This is a genomic window from Methylobacterium sp. ap11, assembly GCF_900110515.1.
Lineage (GTDB): Bacteria > Pseudomonadota > Alphaproteobacteria > Rhizobiales > Beijerinckiaceae > Methylobacterium > Methylobacterium ajmalii.
Map to the genome: position 1 here is coordinate 25144 of NZ_FOEB01000015.1, position 19337 is coordinate 44480.

Annotated in this window: 23 protein-coding genes and 1 tRNA gene; 13 read left to right on the forward strand and 11 right to left on the reverse strand. The window is 68.2% G+C overall.

Annotation, left to right across the window (positions count from 1 at the left end):
- Positions 1–83: 83 nt before the first annotated feature.
- Positions 84–1457, reverse strand: a complete 1374-nt coding sequence (locus BMX97_RS20470) for a flagellar hook protein FlgE (RefSeq protein WP_091753133.1) — start codon at positions 1455–1457, stop codon at positions 84–86.
- Between the two features lie 233 nt (positions 1458–1690).
- Here BMX97_RS20470 and BMX97_RS20475 point away from each other — a divergent pair, with 233 nt between their 5' ends.
- Complete coding sequence (locus BMX97_RS20475; RefSeq protein ID WP_091753134.1) at positions 1691–2161, forward strand: BLUF domain-containing protein; 471 nt, start codon at positions 1691–1693, stop codon at positions 2159–2161.
- A 57-nt stretch (positions 2162–2218) separates the two neighbouring features.
- Positions 2219–2671, forward strand: coding sequence for a response regulator (locus tag BMX97_RS20480; protein WP_091753135.1), 453 nt, complete (start codon positions 2219–2221; stop codon positions 2669–2671).
- Between the two features lie 42 nt (positions 2672–2713).
- Here BMX97_RS20480 and BMX97_RS20485 read toward each other — a convergent pair whose 3' ends face one another.
- Positions 2714–4327, reverse strand: a complete 1614-nt coding sequence (locus tag BMX97_RS20485) for a peptide chain release factor 3 (RefSeq protein WP_091753136.1) — start codon at positions 4325–4327, stop codon at positions 2714–2716.
- A gap of 214 nt (positions 4328–4541) precedes the next feature.
- Positions 4542–5297: an SDR family oxidoreductase gene (locus BMX97_RS20490; RefSeq protein ID WP_091753137.1), complete on the reverse strand. Its 756-nt coding sequence runs from the start codon at positions 5295–5297 to the stop codon at positions 4542–4544.
- A 200-nt stretch (positions 5298–5497) separates the two neighbouring features.
- Here BMX97_RS20490 and BMX97_RS20495 point away from each other — a divergent pair.
- The 5 genes from BMX97_RS20495 (at position 5498) to BMX97_RS32215 (ending at position 7185) form a co-directional block, all read left to right on the forward strand.
- Positions 5498–5572: transfer RNA gene (locus BMX97_RS20495), tRNA-Gln, on the forward strand.
- 90 nt (positions 5573–5662) lie between these two features.
- Positions 5663–6022: a hypothetical protein gene (locus BMX97_RS33345; RefSeq protein WP_091753138.1), complete on the forward strand. Its 360-nt coding sequence runs from the start codon at positions 5663–5665 to the stop codon at positions 6020–6022.
- A gap of 62 nt (positions 6023–6084) precedes the next feature.
- Positions 6085–6390 (forward strand): hypothetical protein, encoded by a 306-nt coding sequence (locus tag BMX97_RS20505; RefSeq protein ID WP_091753139.1) that lies wholly within the window; start codon positions 6085–6087, stop codon positions 6388–6390.
- 32 nt (positions 6391–6422) lie between these two features.
- Positions 6423–6605: a hypothetical protein gene (locus BMX97_RS32210; RefSeq protein WP_143074664.1), complete on the forward strand. Its 183-nt coding sequence runs from the start codon at positions 6423–6425 to the stop codon at positions 6603–6605.
- Complete coding sequence (locus tag BMX97_RS32215; RefSeq protein ID WP_143074665.1) at positions 6580–7185, forward strand: hypothetical protein; 606 nt, start codon at positions 6580–6582, stop codon at positions 7183–7185. Before BMX97_RS32210 ends, BMX97_RS32215 begins: the two co-directional genes overlap by 26 nt.
- Positions 7186–8044: 859 nt before the next feature.
- On the opposite strand, the gene BMX97_RS32220 is transcribed toward BMX97_RS32215, so the two are convergent.
- A complete protein-coding gene (locus tag BMX97_RS32220; RefSeq protein WP_143074666.1) occupies positions 8045–8530 on the reverse strand; it encodes a hypothetical protein in 486 nt (161 codons plus the stop codon).
- Positions 8531–8737: 207 nt separating this feature from the next.
- Positions 8738–8905, reverse strand: a complete 168-nt coding sequence (locus BMX97_RS20510; protein ID WP_244538547.1) for a DUF4113 domain-containing protein — start codon at positions 8903–8905, stop codon at positions 8738–8740.
- 77 nt (positions 8906–8982) lie between these two features.
- Between BMX97_RS20510 and BMX97_RS20515 the strand changes: the two genes are divergently transcribed.
- Positions 8983–9237: a hypothetical protein gene (locus BMX97_RS20515; protein WP_091753140.1), complete on the forward strand. Its 255-nt coding sequence runs from the start codon at positions 8983–8985 to the stop codon at positions 9235–9237.
- 568 nt (positions 9238–9805) lie between these two features.
- Positions 9806–10834, forward strand: coding sequence for a Hint domain-containing protein (locus BMX97_RS20520; protein WP_177202292.1), 1029 nt, complete (start codon positions 9806–9808; stop codon positions 10832–10834).
- Positions 10835–10946: 112 nt separating this feature from the next.
- Here BMX97_RS20520 and BMX97_RS32955 read toward each other — a convergent pair whose 3' ends face one another.
- Positions 10947–11123, reverse strand: coding sequence for a hypothetical protein (locus BMX97_RS32955; protein ID WP_177202293.1), 177 nt, complete (start codon positions 11121–11123; stop codon positions 10947–10949).
- A gap of 193 nt (positions 11124–11316) precedes the next feature.
- Positions 11317–11691, reverse strand: a complete 375-nt coding sequence (locus BMX97_RS20525) for a hypothetical protein (RefSeq protein ID WP_244538548.1) — start codon at positions 11689–11691, stop codon at positions 11317–11319.
- A gap of 235 nt (positions 11692–11926) precedes the next feature.
- On the opposite strand from BMX97_RS20525, the gene BMX97_RS33820 reads away from it, so the two are divergent.
- Positions 11927–12793, forward strand: coding sequence for a hypothetical protein (locus BMX97_RS33820; RefSeq protein ID WP_244538549.1), 867 nt, complete (start codon positions 11927–11929; stop codon positions 12791–12793).
- A 127-nt stretch (positions 12794–12920) separates the two neighbouring features.
- On the opposite strand, the gene BMX97_RS20540 is transcribed toward BMX97_RS33820, so the two are convergent.
- The 4 genes from BMX97_RS20540 to BMX97_RS20555 all read right to left on the reverse strand — a co-directional run bounded on the left by BMX97_RS20540 (position 12921) and on the right by BMX97_RS20555 (position 16040).
- Positions 12921–13796 carry an NAD(P)-dependent oxidoreductase gene (locus BMX97_RS20540; RefSeq protein ID WP_091753144.1) on the reverse strand — a complete coding sequence of 292 codons (876 nt, stop codon included), beginning with the start codon at positions 13794–13796 and terminating at the stop codon, positions 12921–12923.
- A 61-nt stretch (positions 13797–13857) separates the two neighbouring features.
- Positions 13858–14295, reverse strand: a complete 438-nt coding sequence (locus BMX97_RS20545) for a tellurite resistance TerB family protein (protein WP_060848154.1) — start codon at positions 14293–14295, stop codon at positions 13858–13860.
- 223 nt (positions 14296–14518) lie between these two features.
- Positions 14519–15649 (reverse strand): zinc-dependent alcohol dehydrogenase family protein, encoded by a 1131-nt coding sequence (locus tag BMX97_RS20550; protein WP_177202294.1) that lies wholly within the window; start codon positions 15647–15649, stop codon positions 14519–14521.
- A 124-nt stretch (positions 15650–15773) separates the two neighbouring features.
- Entirely contained in the window at positions 15774–16040 is a 267-nt protein-coding gene (locus BMX97_RS20555) for a DUF1127 domain-containing protein (RefSeq protein ID WP_244538550.1), read from the reverse strand.
- A gap of 104 nt (positions 16041–16144) precedes the next feature.
- Between BMX97_RS20555 and BMX97_RS20560 the strand changes: the two genes are divergently transcribed.
- The 3 genes from BMX97_RS20560 (at position 16145) to BMX97_RS20570 (ending at position 19335) form a co-directional block, all read left to right on the forward strand.
- A complete protein-coding gene (locus tag BMX97_RS20560) occupies positions 16145–17023 on the forward strand; it encodes a LysR substrate-binding domain-containing protein (RefSeq protein ID WP_091753146.1) in 879 nt (292 codons plus the stop codon).
- 280 nt (positions 17024–17303) lie between these two features.
- Positions 17304–18566 carry a porin gene (locus BMX97_RS20565; protein ID WP_091753147.1) on the forward strand — a complete coding sequence of 421 codons (1263 nt, stop codon included), beginning with the start codon at positions 17304–17306 and terminating at the stop codon, positions 18564–18566.
- Between the two features lie 133 nt (positions 18567–18699).
- Positions 18700–19335 (forward strand): LysE family translocator, encoded by a 636-nt coding sequence (locus tag BMX97_RS20570; protein WP_060848158.1) that lies wholly within the window; start codon positions 18700–18702, stop codon positions 19333–19335.
- Positions 19336–19337 lie beyond the last annotated feature (2 nt).

Consider the following 19337-nt stretch of genomic DNA (forward strand, 5'->3'; position numbering starts at 1 on the left):
CCGCGCTCCGGCTGTTCGCGGGCGGGCCGGAGCCGGCCGCGTCGTGCGGCCGGCTCCGGAACGGAATGAGAGGCGAGCCGCCGTCAGCGGATCACGTTGATCAGGTCGGACATCATCTGCTGGGCGGTCGACATCACCCGGGTGTTGGCCGAGTAGGCCTGCTGGGTGACGATGAGCTTCGAGAACTCGCCGGCCGTGTCGGTGTTGGACTGCTCGACGTTGCCGCCGATGATCGTGCCGCCGGCCAGCCCGGAGAGGGCCCCGCCGGATTCCGCCGTCTCGGCGTAGTTGCCGCCCGAGACCGCCTTGAGGCTGTTGGGCGCGTTGAAGCGCGCCACCCCGACCTGGGCCAGCGCCACGCTGTTGCCGTTGGAATAGGTGCCGGTGAGCTTGCCGTCGCTCGTTACCGCCAGCGAGTTCAGGGTGCCGGCGGCGTAGCCGTTCTGCTGCAGGGTGTTGGTCGTGACCTCGCCGGCCGCCGCGCCGTACTGGGTCAGGCCGCCGGTGCCGAAATCCAGCGTGACCGCGCCGAGCTTCGTGCCGTTCACCGTCACGTCCGGGATTCTGAGGCTGGTCCCGGTCGGTGCGGTGAGCTGGCCGCTGCCGTTGAAGGCGAAGGCGGTGCCGGCGTTCTTCCAGGTGCCGGCCGAGGTCCCGGTGGCGGTCTGGTCGGCGTAGAACAGGTTCCAGGTGCCGCTGGTGCCGGCCGTGGCGTCGGCCTCCGCGACCTTGGCCCAGCGCAGCTGCATGCTCACCGGGGAGCCGGTGCCCGAATAGGCCGTGAGCTCGCCGCCGGCGACGCTGGACTTGACGAAGGCGGCGGTGTCGGAGGCCGCCACCGACGGGGCGCTCGCCGCGGTGCCGGAGAGCACCCGGGCGTCGCCCCCCGGCAGCGTGCCCAGCAGCGCCGAGCCCGAGGCGGTGGCCGGCGTGCTCGGCAGGTTCGCCGCGTAGGAGATGCTGGTCGTGGCCTTGGCCGGCAGGGAGGTGCCGGAGATCTGGATCGGCCCGTTGCCGGTCGAGAGGCCGGTCGCCGGGTCGAGGCTCTGCCCGGTCAGGTAGGCGCCGGCGCCGTTGACGAGGTAGCCGTCGCGGTCCACCGCGAAGTCGCCGCGGCGGGTATAGAGGTTGCCGGCCGAGAAGACCGGGCTGCCGCCCGCGTCGCTGCCCTTGGTCTGGACGGTGAAGAAGCCGTCGCCGCTGAGCGCCATGTTGGTGGCGACGCCGGTCGCCGCGACGCCGCCCTGGAGGTTGTTGGTCAGCTGCGAGAACGCCGCGACCCCGCCGGCGGCCTGCTGCTTGGCCGGCCGCTCGGTCAGCATGTCGACGAAGTCGGTGTCGATCCGCTTGTAGCCGACGGTCTGCGAGTTCGCGATGTTGCCCGAGATGTTCTCGAGGCTGAAGGCCTGGGCCTTGAGGCCCGACACCGAGGTCTGAAGCGCGCCGAAAACGTCCATCTCACCCAGGGCTCCGTTCCGCCAAGGTCATCCGGGGGAATGGGTCCGCAAGCCGCGTGCCACGGCCAAGCCGTTGATATCGTTGAGCTGATGCGGAGCGGGGCGGCAAAACCCGCCGGGCGCGGCCGGCGCCGTCCGGCAAAAACTGCCGCGGGACAGAGGGCATGACGTTTACGGGCTGTTGAACCTCTTGCCCTTACCTGCATGTCTGGACGGTGCTGGACCCCAGGGATATGCGCACGAGCAAACGAAGCAGCCTCATCCACCTGATCTACTTCTCGCGGGCCCAGCTCTCCGCCGATCCGGCCGCGCGCCTGCGCCAGATCAACGAGATCGCCCGGCACGCGCAGAAGAAGAACGAGTTCTCGGTGATCACCAGCCTGCTGATCGTCGATCAGGGCTATTTCATCCAGATCCTCGAGGGGGAGCGGATGTCGGTGCAGGACACGTTCCAGCGGATCGGCGGGGATTCCCGCCACCGCGACGTGCACATCGTCGAGTGGCGCGAGATCGCCAAGCGGGAATTCGTGACGTCGTTCGCCTACGTGCTGCGCACGCCGACCAACGACGCCCTGTTCCAGAAGGCCAACCTGGCACCGATGCTCCAGCGCGGCACCCCGAAGTCGAGCACGATCCACGCGCTGGCCCAGGCTCTCCAGGCCGACACGATGGCCAAGCAGGGTATCGACCACCTGTTCGTCTAAGTGCCGCCGGGAGCCCCCGATGGCCCGTCATGAAACCCAACCCGCTGGCTGATCCCGATGAGCGAAGCACCCCCGATCCTGATCGTCGACGACCAGGCCAAACTCGTCCGCCTGGTGACGGAGCTGATGAACCGCCTCGGCTTCCCGGAGGTCGAGGGCGTGACCGACGGGCCGCAGGCGCTGGACCAGCTGCGCACCAAGCGCTACGGCCTGGTGATCTCCGACCTCGACATGGAGCCGATGGACGGGATCCAGCTCCTGCGCGAGATCCGGGCCGACGACGCGCTGCACAACACGCCGTTCATCCTGACCGAGACTTCGTTCAGCTTCGAGGACATCAACGTCGCCCACCTCGCCGGGGCGGACGCCTTCATCCTCAAGCCGTTCGACCTGTCGCTGCTGAAAACCAAGCTCAAGCAGGTGCTCAACGGCCGGCCGCGCAAGCGCGAGACCCCGGTCGGCCCGCTGTCCAGCCTCAACGTCGACTTCCCGCTGCTCGGCAAGTTCTGAACCCGGCGCCGCCCCGTCCCGGGGCCGCGCCGGACCTCCCTCTCACGCCCGCCGCTTCTGGTAGTCCTTGACGTCGGTGAAGCGGATCGCCGGCGCCCGGTCCTCCTCGTACTTGAGCGAGAAGCCCGTGGTCGCCATGAAGACCGGTGCCCCGTCGAGGTCGCTCGCCATCGACGAACCGTGCGAGCCGATGAACTTGTCGAGCTCGGCCTGGTCCTGCGCCTCGATCCAGCGGCAGATGGTGAAGCGGGTCGGCTCGTAGTCGATCGGCAGGCCGTACTCGGCCTGGAGCCGCTCCTTGAGCACGTCGAGCTGCAGCGCGCCCACCACGCCGACGATGGCGCCCGAGCCGTCCTGCGGCAGGAAGAGCTGCACCACCCCCTCCTCGGCCATCTGCTGCAGCGCCTCGCGCAGCTTCTTGGCCTTCATCGCGTCGGTGAGTTTGATCCGGCGCAGGAGCTCGGGGGCGAAGCTCGGCACGCCGCGGAAGACCAGCTCCTCGCCCTCGGTGAGCGTGTCGCCGATGCGCAGGGTCCCGTGGTTGGGGATGCCGACGACGTCGCCCGCATAGGCCTCGTCGGCGATCGCCCGGTCCTGGGCGAAGAAGAACTGCGGCGAGGACAGCGAGATCGGCTTGCCGGTGCGCACGAGCCTCGCCTTCATGCCGCGGCTGAGCTTGCCCGAGCAGACCCGCATGAAGGCGATGCGGTCCCGGTGGTTCGGGTCCATGTTCGCCTGGATCTTGAACACGAAGCCGGTCATCTTCGGCTCGGTCGGCGAGACCGCGCGGGTGTCGGCGTCCTGGCCGCGCGGCGGCGGGGCCACCTCGGCGAGCCCGTCGATCAGGTCGCGCACGCCGAAATTGCGCAAGGCGGAGCCGAAGAACACCGGGGTCAGGTGGCCCTCGCGGAACGCGTCGAGGTCGAACGGCTTGCAGCCGCCCTCGGCCAGCTCCGCCTCCTCGCGCCAGGTCGCGGCGTCGCCGGGCTCCGGCAGCAGGGTGTCGAAGAGCGGGTCGTCGATCCCTGAGACCGGCACCGTGCCGGCATCGTCCGCCGCGTCGAGCCGGCGGACGCGCCGGCGCAGCAGGTCGTAGGTGCCGGCAAAGCTCCGCCCGCGCCCGATCGGCCAGGTGACGGGGGCCACGTCGAGGGCCAGCGTCTTCTCGATCTCGTCGAGGAGGTCGAAGGGGTCGCGGGATTCGCGGTCGAGCTTGTTGACGAAGGTGACGATCGGGATGTCGCGCAGGCGGCAGACCTCGAACAGCTTGCGGGTGCGCGCCTCGATGCCCTTGGCCGCGTCGATCACCATCACGGCGGAATCGACCGCGGTCAGCGTCCGGTAGGTGTCCTCCGAGAAGTCCTCGTGGCCCGGCGTGTCGAGCAGGTTGAAGACGCAGTCGCCGTACTCGAACGTCATCACCGAGGTGACGACCGAGATGCCGCGCTCCTTCTCGATGCCCATCCAGTCCGAGCGGGTCGAGACGCGGTTGCGCTTGGCCTTGACCTCGCCGGCGAGCTGGATCGCGCCGCCGAACAAGAGCAGCTTCTCGGTCAGCGTGGTCTTGCCGGCATCCGGGTGCGAGATGATCGCGAAGGTGCGGCGCCGGGCGACCGGATCGGCGGGGGCGCGCGGGGCGTCTGTCTGCATCAGCATGGGAGGTGTCTAGCCCGGACCCGGGAATCTGTCGCGGGCCTAGTAGGGGCCCGGTCTTCGGTGAGGTGAGAAGGGTCCCCGGACGGGGACGCGCGGGCACGCGGTGCCCGCGCCGCCTCTCTACCCCAAGCCGGCGGCGCAGGGCCAGAGGCTCCGGGGCCGGGAGGCTCTCGGGACCGAAAAGCCCCCGCTGCGAAGCCCCCCCGCCCTCGCCTCAGCCTCGGCCGATGAACGGCATCTTGGTCGCCATCACGGTCATGAACTGCACGTTGGCGTCGAGCGGCAGGCTCGCCATGTAGACCACCGCGTCGGCGACGTGCTTGGCATCCATGGTCGGCTCCGGCCGGGTCGAGCCGTCGGGCTGGGGCACGCCGGCCTGCATGCGCACGGTCATGTCGGTGGCGGCGTTGCCGATGTCGACCTGGCCGCAGGCGATGTCGTGGGCGCGCCCGTCGAGGGAGGTCGAGCGGGTGAGGCCCGTGATGGCGTGCTTGGTGGCGGTGTAGGGCGCCGAGAACGGCCGCGGCACGTGGGCCGAGATCGAGCCGTTGTTGATGATGCGGCCGCCGCGCGGCTGCTGCTTCTTCATCAGCCGGAACGCGCCCTGGGTGCACAGGAAGGCGCCGGTGAGGTTGGTGTCGACCACCGCCTTCCAGGTCGCGACCGGCAGTTCGTCGAGCTCGACCGGCGGCGCGCCGATGCCGGCGTTGTTGAACAGCACGTCGAGACGGCCGAACATCTCCTCGACGCGGACGAACAGCGCGGCCACCGAGGCCTCGTCGCCGATGTCGGTCGGCTGCGCCAGCGCGCGCCGGCCCTTGGCCTCGATCTCGCCCGCCACCGCCTGCAGCGGCTCGGGCCGGCGCCCCGATAGCACCACGTCGTAGCCGGCCTCCGCCAGCCCGAGCGCCACCGCGCGCCCCACCCCCGACCCGGCCCCGGTCACCAGGGCGACCTTCTGCGTGCTCATCGCGCCTCTCCTCCCCCGCTCGTCGCGCCCGCCGTTTCGCCGGCCTGTGCGCTCCTGCCGGCATACACGAGCGGACGTGAGCCCGACAGGCCCTCCCCCGCGCCGACCGCCGAGCGGCACCGTGACGGCAACGCCCGAACCGCCCGCCGCCCCGGTTGCCAGCGCGAGCCCACCCGGCTATGGAAGCGCCAGCCGCGCGTTGGGGCGTCGCCAAGCGGTAAGGCAGCGGTTTTTGGTACCGCCATTCCCAGGTTCGAATCCTGGCGCCCCAGCCATTCTCCGCTCTGTTCTTCAGCACTTGCTTCCGCGGACGATGCGGACATCTGCGAACAGAGCGTGAATGGCCGACGCACAAAAGCCGGCACATGTGCTGGGCGCTCCCCTCCCCCGGCCCGAGCCCCGCGAATCAGCATGGGCGACCTCGCCTCCTCTCCCCTCCCTGCAACGACCCTCACCTGGTCTCGCGGTCTCGCCAGCTTCTCTCCCTGGGTGTCGTCCCGTGCCGCGGGCTCCGACCCGACGAGTGGCGCGAGACGCATGGGCGTCTCTGCGCCTTCATCGACCAGTGGGGCGTCCAGGCGCACGAGGCCGGCTGGGACACGCTGCGGCTAATCGGGATCCACCCGGAGCTCGGCACGATCCGCTGCGATTTCTGCGGGATCCTCGTGACGCTCTCGGTCGACATCCACGAGGTGACGCCAGAGTGGATCAAGCTCGGGAGGTGAACCGCCTACCGGCACGAGCCCTTCAAGATGCCGGGCATGATCCCGACCTGGGAGACCAAGCGATGACCGGCGGCGAGGCCTACAAGCAGAAGCTCCTCGGCGAGGACGCGCTCGACGCGGCGGTCGCGGCCTATCTCTCGGATCCGTCGAAGCCGGTGGTGGTCGAAGTGGGGACGGGCCGCATCGACGTCGCCGCGGCCGTCCTGGCGCACGCCTACGCCGTCGAGGTGCTGGGACGGGAGGGCGTGACCGGGCCGCAGCGGCGGAATGCGGTCAGGACGGCAACGCCTTCGTGCAGGACCACGAGTATGGCATCTCGTGGACGGTTCGAGCCGGTGAGCAGATGCGCTCCGCTGGGGTCGATCTGACGGACGTGAACTATGTTTTGAGGACCGGGCACGTGTACCACAGCGACTTCCGCGACGAGGGGGGCGGCCTGTGGGATGTGCGCGGGAAAACAACCGAAAACGTCGGCCTCAATGTCAGCCTGACCGTTGTCTCGTCAGAGTACCGCGTGAGGATCATCGGGGTGGAAAAGCAGCAGGAAGGAAGAAGTTATGAACTTTGTGCAGCATGGGATTAGGCAGCCAAATACCCGTGCTGTTGATGAGTTCAACGCGGACATTGTCGGCGCCCCCTTCAAGGCAATTTTGCGGAATTCCGTTCAGATTATCTATAATCATAAGACGGGCGAAATCGAGGACTATCATATCCCCGACTATGACGGCCTGCTGCGGGCTATTGTTCTCAACAGAGCGCTCCACTCGCTCAAGCTTTCTGGGGCCGACATCAAGTTTTTGCGCAAGTGCATTGGATTGAAAGCCAAAGAGCTTTGCAAAAAGATTGGGGTCACATCCGAACACATGTCCCGCCTAGAGAATAATAATATCATTATTTCTCCTGCGTCTGAAAAGCTTCTTCGGCTGTTCATGTTCAAGACAGCGCTTAAGCTGTCGTGTATGAAGTCGGAAGAGAAGCGAATCAAACTTGAAGATGCGCTCGATAGGCTTTTTGACGATGTAAAGCCCGTCGCCTGTTATGATGTCGATGAGGAGCTTGTTCTGTGTTTACACAGACCATTCAAGCATCCGAAGGCTGCAAATAAAGGGGGGGGGTCCGAGTTTGATGCATGCTGGGACGCGCCAAAAGCAGTATGTGTTTGACTCGTTAATGATTGAGCGATGAGTGCCAAGCGGCGCCTGAGATAATTACTTAGGCGCCGTTTTCCGTACGGGGCAAGCTTGTTGATAGCCCACCCTCCCGCCGATCCCCAGCCCCTCGACGTCGCCGCCAGCGAGCTGCACGAGCACGCCCGGCAGCGGGTGACATGGTGGCCGGCATGGGAAGATCTCGCCATGACCGACCCGTTCGAGGCGAGGCTGATCCGGTCGGCCTATGATCGGGCCCGGGCCTTCGTGGAGATGCACGGCGGGGATGCGGGGTGAGGCGCGGCCGCAATCCGCGCCGCGCCTACGACGAGCAAGGGCGCGAGATCGCGCCGCCGGTCGATGATCGACCGCCTGACGCTCAGACCCCGTTCTAGCGCTCGTCTCGCGCCGCCTCGGCCATTACCTCGTCTCGGAGCGGCCGCCGGAGCTGCAGCGCCTCGTCGGCCGGTGCCTTGAGGCATGTGGGCCACTCCTCCTCGGTGGTGAGAAGCAGCGGCGGAAGGCTACCAGTCTCGTCGCGATCGACCGCGAAGGTGTGCCGGATCTCGTCCTGGGAGCGGGTGGAGCTGTAGAGTTTGCACAGGGCGGGGATCGCTGCCGATCCCTTGTTGCGGAGGAAGCTGGCGTTGTCGCGTCATGGGACCGCGGCCGGCTCGCTTCTAAGCAGACTCGCGTTGGCAGGCCAACGCTTCGCCCGCTTAGGTTCTTGTTTCGTCGCAGATTTTCGGCGCCGAACTGGTAACCACTTCGGCGAAATCTGCTTAGCGGTCATACGCTTGGAACCGGGCAACCCAGCAACGCTGCTAAGGCCCGATCCAGCAATGGCTTACGACTTGCCACGCAATCTCAATATTTATTGAATTGTCTTGATGCTGCCCATTATAGCGTTAATGTCCTTATCGTTCGCCTTCTGCTCCTCTTCAGAAGCCCACAATGTCATGAATATCAATTGATCGCCCGACTCGGCGTAGACGAGAATGATTTGAGTGGCCCCGTTGTCGTCTTTTGCAGGAATGATCTGCATTTTGCCTTGAAGTCCGCCTAGATTAACATCATTTTCTTTTGGCTTGCCAGTCGTGACGATGTTGTTGGTTTTCATCCATGCAACATTGTCGGACAGCATCTTCTTCATGGATTTAGCAGAAGCAGTTTCGATTGAAAAATAAACATCATTGTCTGGTGATTTGGCTTCGAAGCCATATTCGACAGATTTAGTTTTCCATTTATCGGGGATTGTTACCGTTGCAGTCGGATTATTTTGCGGAAATGCGAAATTCTTCGCCCATGCAGGCGCTGCGAACGAAAGAACCAAGGCAACTACAATGCAAGACAGTTTCACGCCGACCTCCCGAAGTGGTGGCGGACTTTCATCAGCCAGCGTTTCAGAGTCAAACGCTATCTGGTCACATTTTAGGTCGAAAGCCGTATTTCCAACGATTTCAGCTCACAGTCTTGTTTCGTTCTTATTTTCTCAGTCTCAAGCGTCCGATGGGCGGGTGCGGACCGGCGCGAGCGTCTGCTCGCCTCGGAAAGGGCGCGGCGCGTCTCACACCCCGATCGCGCTCACTGTCGGCACTTCGTTAAGTCTGGTCGTGAACCGCGGCGAGCGCATCTCGAACTTCGTCGACCAAGTGTGCTTCTCGACGAGCCCCGCCCGCGCCGGCACCCCGGCGCTGCGACCGAAACCGCTGTTGCAGGCATCCATCGCCGCCATCAGCTTCCCGACTTCTCCCGGTTTAGGTCGAGTTTCAGGCCGGTGCGGAGTGGGGACGGCAGGATCAGGAGATCGCGATGGGAATGCGGATGACGTTCATGGTGCAGACGTTCGAGATCCACCGAAAGCGGCTGCGGCCGGGCAACCGGGACGTGGCGCCGACGGAGAACGATGCGCTGAAGCGGGCGGAGGCGATCGCCGGCCGGATGCCGGGGGCGGCGGCGCTGCGGATGATGGCAGACGACGAGACGGGCGAACTGGAGAGCACGACGATCCTCGGCCAGTTCGGTGAGGTGCCGGAGGTTTTCGCCGAGCAAGTGAGCGGCGGATGACCCTCGTCATCGGCAGGAACGTGCCGTGGCCGGACGGGTGGAAGGCGGGGTGACTTATGCGCAAGTCGTGTTCTGCGTTTGGTCTAATTTTTGTTGTTTGTTCGCTACCCTGGAGTGGAATGATTCAGGGCAGATTGCAACCTGCGAAATCTATAATATGAAATTTGAGTCCTCTGGGGAGGACGCTGTGGCAGATGTTTACTCATACACATTTGGGACGCAGCTTGCGCGGCAAGGTGGTGGAGCCGCAATACCTGTGAGCGGGTCTTTCACCGTCGATTATAACACTTTGAAATTCTCGAATGTTAGCGTTACGGCAAATATTTTTAATTTTGTCTCTGGCTTCGTATTACAATCCGGCAATCCCGATGGCTCTGTCGGATACGAAGTACAACTAAGCTACTAGCCATTTTCTAACGATAATAATTATGTGAATTTTTATTACAGCTCTCAACAGGTCTCATCATTTACTGGTGTAACCTATTTGAGGAGCTTCAGAGACAACACAGTATTTCCCTCGAAATCGACCTTCACGCAAGCTGAACAGGGTTCAGTGCCTGTGTCTGTCGTGGCCGTCTGCTTCACCGCCGGTACCCTGATCCGGACCGCCCGCGGCGAGGTCGCCGTAGAAGATCTGCGGATCGGCGATCAGGCCGTCACCGCCTCCGGCGCCCAGCGACCGGTCGTCTGGCTCGGCCACCGGACCATTGATTGCGCGCGCCACCCCCAGTCAGACAGCGTCCAGCCCGTGCGCATCCGCGCCCACGCGCTCGGCGACAACCGGCCGTCCCGCGACCTCGTTCTCTCCCCGGGCCACGCCGTCTGCCTCGACCTCCTCGGCGAGGTGCTCGTCCCGGCAAGCGCCCTCGTCAACGGCGCCACCATCGTCCGCGACACGGTCGATACCATCACCTACTGGCACGTCGAGCTCGACAGCCACGACATCCTGCTCGCCGAGGGTCTGCCCGCCGAGAGCTACCTCGACGCCGGCAACCGCGCCTTCTTCGCCGAGAGCGATGTCGTCGGCCTCGCCCTCGCGCCCGATGATCGGCCCGTCCATGCCGAGTTCTGCCGGCCCTTCCACGAGGATGGTGTCCTCGTCGATGCCGCCCGTGCCCAGCTCCGCCGACGCGCCGAGGCGCTGGGCTGGCGCCTCGAGACGCCCGAGCCGTTCGCGGATACGCACCTGATGGTGGACGGCCGTGTCGTGCAGCCCGTCCGTTTGGGACTGAGTGGCTGTTTCCTCCTGCCCGCGACGGCGCAGGAGGTGTGGCTGGTCACCCCGACCAACACGCCGCGGAACGCTGCCGTTGGCCTGGATCAGCGACAGCTCGGACTGTCGCTGAGCCGGCTCACACTCGACGACGGGCTTCACGCCGCGCGCGATGTCGCGCTCGACGATGCCTGCCTGACGGAGGGCTTCCACATCGCCGAGGTGGATCACCGCTGGACGGGCGGGCGGGCGCGCCTGCCATCGGACCTGTGGGCCGGCCTGATCGGCACGGTGCGCCTGAGACTGGACTTGCGCGGGCCATCCCTGCCGCGCTGGGAAACGCCTGATGCGGCGGCGACTGAGGCGGAGGACCGAGCCGCGTAGGCCGGAAACGAAAAACGCCCCGCTCGGCGGCTGCCGGCGGGGCTGAAGGCGGGGTCTCGGGTCTGGAAATCCGCCGGAGCAACGGCTCGACGAAGGGGCGGGTTCCGTGGTGCTACTCGTGCCGGTCGACGGTCCGGTTGTGGATGACCTGTTCCCGGTCGATGCTGCGCAGCAGGTCAGTCTGGGCCTCCGCCTCCTCGCGCGTGACCCGAACGCACTCCGCGATCCGCGCCAGGTGCTCGACCTGCTGCCGACTGCTCTCCCGCAGGTCGCGTAGGATCGTCAGCACGGGCCGGCCCTTGCAGATGCACCATGGCCATGGCATCGCCCACCGAGCCGGGCGCCGGAGCCGGCACCTCGCGCTTGTCCTTGTTGGCGCGCAGCACCACGGCGACGCAGGTGACGGCCACCACGCCGCCGACGAAGACCTGCAACGCCGGCATCGACGAGAGCAGGGGGAGCCGTGCGATCAGGTGCTCCATCTACTTCATGCGCTCCAACGCCGCGAGGGCCCGGCCGAGCCGGGACCGGCGGTCCACCGCGTCGAGGCGCGCGACGTAGCATGAGATCGCCTCGAAGTTGGTCAGGGTCCCGAAGACCGGGATGACGAAGGACGGCGCCTCGCCCGTGAAGGCGTCGACCACCAGGGCGAGGGTCAGCTGGCCCATCACCAGGGCGCCGAGCGCCGAGCACACGGCCCGGACGTTGGCGCCGTTCGGCTTCGTGATGCCGTTGTCGATGTGGCCGTTCAGCCAGAACGCTGTGACGCGCAGCACGCCCACCGCCCCGGGGAAGAAGGCCATGTTGCCCTCGCTGAACCCGTGCTCGGCGAGCGGCTCCAGCGACGCGCGTTCCATCGGATCGCCGCGCGGCCGAGGCGGCCTGTGGCCGCATCGACTGCAAGGACCTGCCGGGCCTCGATCTCACCGCCCCGGGCTTCGATGCCTCGGTACTCAGCGAGTTCCGCTCCCGCCTCGTGGCCGGTCACCCCGAGCCCTCCTGCTCGACACGCTCCTGGCCCTGTGCCGTGAGCGCCGGCTCCTGGTGGCGCGAGGCCGTCAGCGCACCGACAGCACGCACGTCCTTGGGGCCGTGCGCAGCCTCAACCGCCTCGGCTGCGCCACCGAGACCCTGCGTGCCGCCCTCAATGCCCTCGCCGTCGCGGCCCCCGGGTGGCTGCGTGCTCACGCCGCGGAGAGTTGGAGCGAGCGTTACGCCAAACCTATGGACGATCCGTACGTCCCGCAAGGCGAGGCGGCCCGTCGGGCTCACGCCGAACAGATCGGCCGCGACGGACACACGCTCCTGGCGGCCGTGTTCTTACCCGACGCACCGGCCTGGCTGCGCGAGATCCCGGCCGTGATCCTGCTCGACCGGGTCTGGGTGCAGAACGTCCAGATCGTCTCGGTCGATGACGAGACTGGCACGAAAGACGACACGGGTCATCCAAGCCCCAAGACCACGCGCGTTGTCGGGCGAACATCCTCGGAAGGCATTCCACCGTCACTGCCGATGATCGCCTCGCCCTATGATCCAGAGACCCACTACGCCAAGAAGCGTTCCACGACATGGATCGGCTACAGGGTCCACCTCACCGAGACCTGTGATGCGGATCGCCCACGCCTGATCACCCACGTGGCGACCACGCTGGCCCCGATCGCCGACCGCGACGCACTCGGGTCGATCCATGCCGACCTGCCGGCCCACGATCTTCTCCCCGACACCCATCTCGTCGATGCCGGCTACGTCGATGCAGACTTGTTGCTCGCCAGTACGCGCGATCACGCCGTGACGCTGCTCGGGCCGAGCCCGAAGAACTGTAATGCTAGAGCATTTTCCGACGAAGTGGATGCCGGTTCGTCGACGAAAATGCGGCAAAATCAAAAACCTAGAGAGCTTCGCGATTGCAACGCGATCGTGAAGCGCTCTAGCAAGCAAGTCGCCGCACGCGAACGATGAAGGCCGCTCCAGGCCACCGAGGCCCGCGCTCACGCAGAAGCGCGCGCTCCGATGGTGATGCCGTCGCGGCCGCGCGATCCGCCGGCCGGGGCTGGGGTCCGATCGGCCGTCCCCTGCGGCGTCGCCCCTACCCCCGCCCGGCCCGCCGCGCCGACACGGTCGCCAGCGCCGCCAGGTCCTTCTCGCCGTCGCCGTGGGCGAGCGCGTCGAGCAGGCTGTCGCGGAGCACGCTGGCGAGCGGCATCGGCACCCGGGCGGCCTCGGCGGCGGCGAGCGCCAGGCGCACGTCCTTGGCGCCGAGCGCCAGCCCGAAGCCCGGCGGCTCGTAGCGGGCAGCCGCGATCGAGGCGCCGTAGTTCCTGTAGACCGGGGCGGAAAAGATGGTGTTCGTCAGGAGGTCGAGGAGGTCGGCCGCCGGCACGCCGTGGGCCTCGCCGAGCGCCGCGGCCTCGCCCATCGCCTCGATCGCCGCGACGATCATCATGTTGCCGGCGAGCTTGACGGCGTTCGCCCGGGCCGGCGCCTCGCCGAAGCGCCAGGTCTTCGCCCCCATCGCGTCGAGGAGCGGCTGCGCCGCGGCGATCGCCGTCTCGGGGCCGGCGGCCAGGATGTTGAGCTTGCCCGCCTCCGCCACGTCCGGCCGGCCGAAGACCGGGGCGGAAACATAAGGCACGCCGGCCCGGCCGTGGACCGCCGCCAGTTCCTCGGCGAGCGCGACCGAGATGGTGCTGGTGCCGAGGTGGAGCCCGGGCCGCTCGGCCTGGTCGAGCAGGCCGCCCTCAATGAGGACGGCGCGCAGCGCGGCGTCGTCGGCCAGCATCGTCACCGCCGCGTCGCCGCGGAACGCCTCGGCCGGTGTCGCCACCGGCTCGGCGCCGTGGGCGCGCAGCGCTTCGGCGGCACCGGGAGAACGGTTCCACACCCGGACCCGGTGGCCGGCCTTGACCAGGTTGAGCGCCATCGGCCGGCCCATCCGGCCGAGCCCGAGAAATCCGACATCCATCGCGATCCGTCTCCCGCGTCGTCGCGCGGGAGATAAGGCGGAATCGCCCGACGTCAGGGCCTCACAGCCCGAGGAGCGCCGCCTTGTCGACGGACAGCACCTCGGCGATCTCGTCCAGCGCCTTGTGCTCCAGCTCGCTGATGCCGCCCTGGTCGGCGACGTCGGCGGCGATGAGGAAGACGTCCTGGCGCTGCTCCAGCGGCCGGTCGGCGATGCCGCCGACGAAGCGCAGGTTCTCGAGCCGCCCGGCCCGGCTCTTGGCCCGGGCGATCGCCTCGTGCAGCTCCTGCTCGAGCTTCAGCACGCCGTAGGACTTGTGCAGGATCGGGTTGTTGCTGAGGTCGGCGAGCGCCGTCTCGATCTCCTGCTCGTCGATCTCCTGGTCGGCCAGGATCACGGCGGCGGCCGCCGAGCAGGCGGCGTGCAGGAAGGCGGTGTCGCCCGCATAGGACATGACGACCCGGCCGACCCGGGTGAAGGCATCCTGAAACAGCCCCATGGCACGTCCTTCGGTCAAGGTCCCTCGGCCGGCCGCGGGCGGCCCTCCCCGCGCCTCTCCGGGCGCGCGGTCGCCGATGGATGCATGCGCCCGCGCCCGCCGGCAAGGGCGGCACCGGCCCGCGCGGCGCGGCGGAGTGCCGAGGACGGCGCTCCAGCCTACGAAAAACCGCCGGCGTGCCCCGCCCGACACGCGCGCGAGGCCCCTCTACATGGCGGCGACCCTACATGGCGATGACCTGCCGGATCGCCTCGCCGCGGTCGAGCCGGTCGAAGCCCTCGTTGATCTGGTCGAGGGTCAGGGTGCCGGTCATCAGCTTGTCCACCGGCAGGCGGCCCTGGCGGTACATGGCGATGTAGCGCGGGATGTCGCGGGCCGGGACGCAGGAGCCCATGTAACTGCCGCGCACCACCCGCTCCTCGCCGACGAGGCCGACCGGCGGCAGGGTGAAGCTGTGGTTCGGGTTGGCGAGGCCGGCGGTCGCCGTGGTGCCGCCCCGGCGGGTGATCCGGTAGGCGGTGTCGAAGGCCTTGACCGAGCCCGCCATCTCCAGGGCGTAGTCGACGCCGCCGTCGGTGGCGTCCCGGATCGCCGCGACCGCATCGGGATCGGAGGCCAGGAACGCATCGGTGGCGCCGAGTTCGCGGGCGATCCGGAGCTTGTCCTGCGAGAGATCGACCGCGACGACCCGGCCGGCGCCGCTGGCCACCGCCCCGATCAGCGCCGAGAGGCCGACGCCGCCCAGGCCCACCACCGCGACGCTCTGGCCCATCTGCACCCGGCAGGTGTTCACCACCGCGCCGACGCCGGTCATCACCGCGCAGCCGAACAGGGCCGCCTCGACGAGGGGGATGTCGGGATCGATCCGCACGATCGAGCGGCGCGAGATCACCGCGTACTCGCCGAAGGCCGAGACGCCGCTGTGGTGGCTCACCTCCACCCCGTCGCAGCGGATGCGCTTGGCCCCCGACAACAGCGTGCCGCGGCCGTTGGCGGCGTTGCCGGGCTCGCACAGGGCCCCGCGTCCCTCGCGGCAGGGCGCGCAGCCGCCGCAGGTCGGCACGAACGACATCACCACGTGGTCGCCGCGCTTGAGATCGGTGACGCCGGGGCCGAGCTCCTCGACGACCCCCGACGCCTCGTGGCCGAGCGCCACCGGCACCGGCCGGATCCGGTCGCCGTTGATGACCGAGAGGTCGGAATGGCACAGCCCCGCGCCCGCGATCTTGACCAGCACCTCGTCGGGCCCGGGCGGGTCGAGCTCGATGGCCTCGATGGTCAGCGGCCGGGTCTCGGCATAGGGCCGCGCCACGGGGGCGTGGTGCAGCACGGCGGCGCGAACGCGTAGGGGCACGATTCATCCTCCCGACGGGACGCGTCTTGATGCGGGCCCCGGCGGGATCAGGCTGGCAGCGGCCCCGCCGGCGGTCAACCGGCCGCGACGCATGCCGCCCCGGAGGGAGCCGGCCCGGGGCGGCTCACGCCGCGTCGTGCGCGCCGGCCCGCCAGAACGGGCGGCGGGATTCGGCGACGGCCTCCCGGCGGCTCAGGCCGACATCGGCGAGCATCGCGTCGGTCATGCGGGGCAGGTCGCGGGAGAGGGCGCGTCGGGCCGACCAGCGGCGCAACCAGCCCCGCAGGATCGCCACGCCGGCCAGGCGCGGTTCGTGCACGCGGCTCACGGTCAGCGTCCGCGGAGCGCCGGCGAGGCGGTGCATCGGGAACGGGATGACGGTGGCGGCCACGGCGGATCTCCTTCTTGTCTCGCCTCCATCCCTACCCGCGCGGATCCTCGCCGTATATTGAGTTCTTCCACGCGCTTCGTGCACAAAGCTCACGGATGGACCCCATGCGCCAGCTGCCGCCGCTCGCCTCCCTGCGCGCCTTCGAGGCCACGGCGCGCCTCGGCTCGGTCACCAAGGCGGCGGACGAGCTCGGTCGCACCCACGGGGCGGTGTCGCGCCAGGTGCGGGCGCTGCAGGAGCAGGCCGGCACCGCCCTGTTCGAGAAGGCCGGGACCGGCCTGCGGCTGACGCCGGCCGGCGAGGCGTTTCGTGGCGTGGTGGCGGGCGTGCTCGACGAGCTGGAGCGGGGCTACCAGCGGCTGCGCGATGCCGGGCGCGGGGCCACCGTCCACCTCGCCTGCGGGGCGACCTTCGCGATGCGCTGGCTGGTGCCGCGGCTGTCGGGCTTCTACCGCGAGCGGCCGACCGTGGAGGTCCGGCTCTCGATGACCTCGGCGCGGGCGCCCCGGGACGACGGCGCCGACCTGATGCTGAGCTGGGACCGGCTCGCCCGGCCGATTCGCGACGAGGCGCGGGCGATCCGCCTCGGCGACGTCGCCTTCGGCATCGTCTGCGCCCCGGCCTACCCGGTCCGGGCGGAGGGCGGGCGCCTCTGCGCCGAGACCCGGATCCGGCACGAGCACACGCCGCATTCCTGGCCGGCCTGGGAGGCGGCGACCGGCCGCGAGCTCGCGGCCGCGCGCGACATCGCCTTTCCGCATAACGGCCTGTGCATCGAGGCGGCGCTGTCGGGCCTCGGCGTCGCCCTGGTCGAGCAGATGCTGGTGCGCGACGACCTCGCGGCCGGGCGCCTCGTCGCGCCCGCAGGCTTCCACCGTTTCGCGAACGGCTTCGCGGCCCTGCCGGCGCCCGACCGTCCGCTCTCGCCGGAGGCCGCGGCCTTCCTCGACTGGCTGCGCCGGATGCTGGCCGAGGAGGCGTGAGGCCGACGCCGCGCCGTCACACGTTACCGAATCCTTTCACCAGTCCGGCGGTGCGTCCGTCACGGAGCCGACGGTCACCAGGTCTCGGCGGTCGACACAGGCGGCAAGTATGCCGTTGCGTTGCGGGAAAGACACGCAGCAACAGACCCGAACTCAACATGGCTAATTTTGCATATTTTTTGAGCAGATGCACAACATTCGGTTTTGCCACGTTCCCGCCATACTGCCAGCTTGACCGCAGTTGGCCCGGCCGTCACCGGCCCCAGATGGACTCCTCACCGTGGCAATGCGCTTCACCCTCAGCAGCCTGACCGTCGCCCTGCTGTCGACCGGCTCCGCCCTGGCCGCCGACCTGGCCGCCCCGGCCCCTGCCCCGGTGGCGGTTGTCGAGCACTGCAAGGCGACCCTGTCGCTGCCGGCCTATGGCGGCGTGATCAAGCCGAACCCGAACCCGTCCTGCTTCACCCTGGGCGGCTTCGGCGACATCTATGTCGGCGGCGCGATCACCGGCTACGCCTACACCCAGACCAACCCGTTCCCGTTCTCGGCCGCGCCGCTGCCGAGCGACCGGGCGGCCCGGGTCGACTTCACCAACATCCAGGGCTGGATCCAGAAGGCCGACGGCCCGTTCCAGTTCTACGTCCAGGCCGGCGCCTACGCGATCCCGGCGCTCGGCTTCCTGAACTACAGCGCCCTCGACCAGACCGACCTGCTGTTCACGCCGCTGCCGGTCGCCTTCGGCAAGTACGTCTTCAACGACAACTGGTCGATCCAGGGCGGCCGCATGCCGACCCTGATCGGCACCGAGGCGCCGTTCACCTTCCAGAACCTGAACATCTCGCGCGGCCTCCTGTTCAACCAGGAGAACATCATCAATCACGGCGTGCAGGTGAACTACAGCGACGGGCCGTGGTCGGCCTCGGTCGCCGGCACCGACGGGTTCTTCTCCGGCAACATCAGCTGGCTGACCGGCGCCGTCACCTACAAGCTCGACGACAACAACACCTTCGGCATCAACGGCGGCCTCAACCTCGACCGCACCGACGTGCTGTCGCGCAGCCTGCGCTACTCCTACGCGACCCCGCTGTTCCAGCAGAACAGCGGCATCCTGTCGATCAACTACACGTACTCGAACGGGCCGTGGACGATCACGCCCTACTTCCAGTACACGAACGTCGCGCGCGACTTCAAGATCGGCATAGCCGAGGGCGCCTCGACCTACGGCGGCGCGGTTCTCGCGAGCTACGCCTTCAACGACAACTTCGCGCTCGCCGGCCGCGTCGAGTACATCGCCCAGACCGGCGACCGCTTCGCCGGCGGCACCAGCCTGCTCTACGGCGCGGGCAGCTCGGCCCTGTCCTTCACCGTCACCCCGACCTTCACCTTCGACCGCTACTTCGTGCGCGGCGAGTACTCGCGGGTGCAGCTCTACGACATCAGCCGCGGCGACCTCGCCTTCGGCACGCTCGGCACCGGCTTCGGCCGCACCGGCAACCGCACCTCGCAGGACCGCTACATGATCGAGGGCGGCATCACCTTCTGATCGCCCGCCCGACCGTCGGGTCCGTCCTTCCGCGCCCGCCCGGGACCTCCCGGGCGGGCGTTCCCGTTCGTGCGGGAGTTGCGCCGGGCGCACGGACCGCTACAGACCGGGCATCACCCGCGGAAGCCGCCCGATGAGCGTCCTGCCCGACACCCCGACCCTGGTCGCCTACCTCGCCGCCTGCCTGGTGCTGTTCGTCACCCCCGGGCCCGACATGAGCCTGACGCTCGCCCGCACCATCGGCTCGGGGCGCCGGGCCGGCATCGTGACGGTCCTGGGCACGAGCCTCGGCACCCTGATCCACACGCTCGCCGCGGTGCTCGGCATCTCGGCGCTGATCGCCGCCTCGGCCACCGCCTTCACGGTGCTGAAGGTGGTCGGCGCGCTCTACCTCGCCTGGCTCGCCATCGACGCGCTGCGCCACGGCTCGGCGCTCACCGTGCGGGCCGAGACGGTGCGGGGCGGCCTGTGGCGGACCTTCTGCCTCGGGCTCGGGGTGAACCTCACCAATCCCAAGGTGGTGCTGTTCTTCCTGACCTTCCTGCCGCAATTCGTGCGCGCCGATTCGCCGAACCCGACCGGCCAGCTCGCCTTCCTGGGCCTCGCCTTCGTCGGCCTGGCCCTGCCGCTCGGCATCCTGATGGTGCTCGGCGCCGCCCGGGTCACCGGGGCGCTCCAGGCTCGGCCGCGGCTGATGCGGGGAATCGACTGGCTGTTCGCCGGGCTGTTCGGGACCTTCGCGGCCCGCATCCTCCTGACGGTGCGCTGACC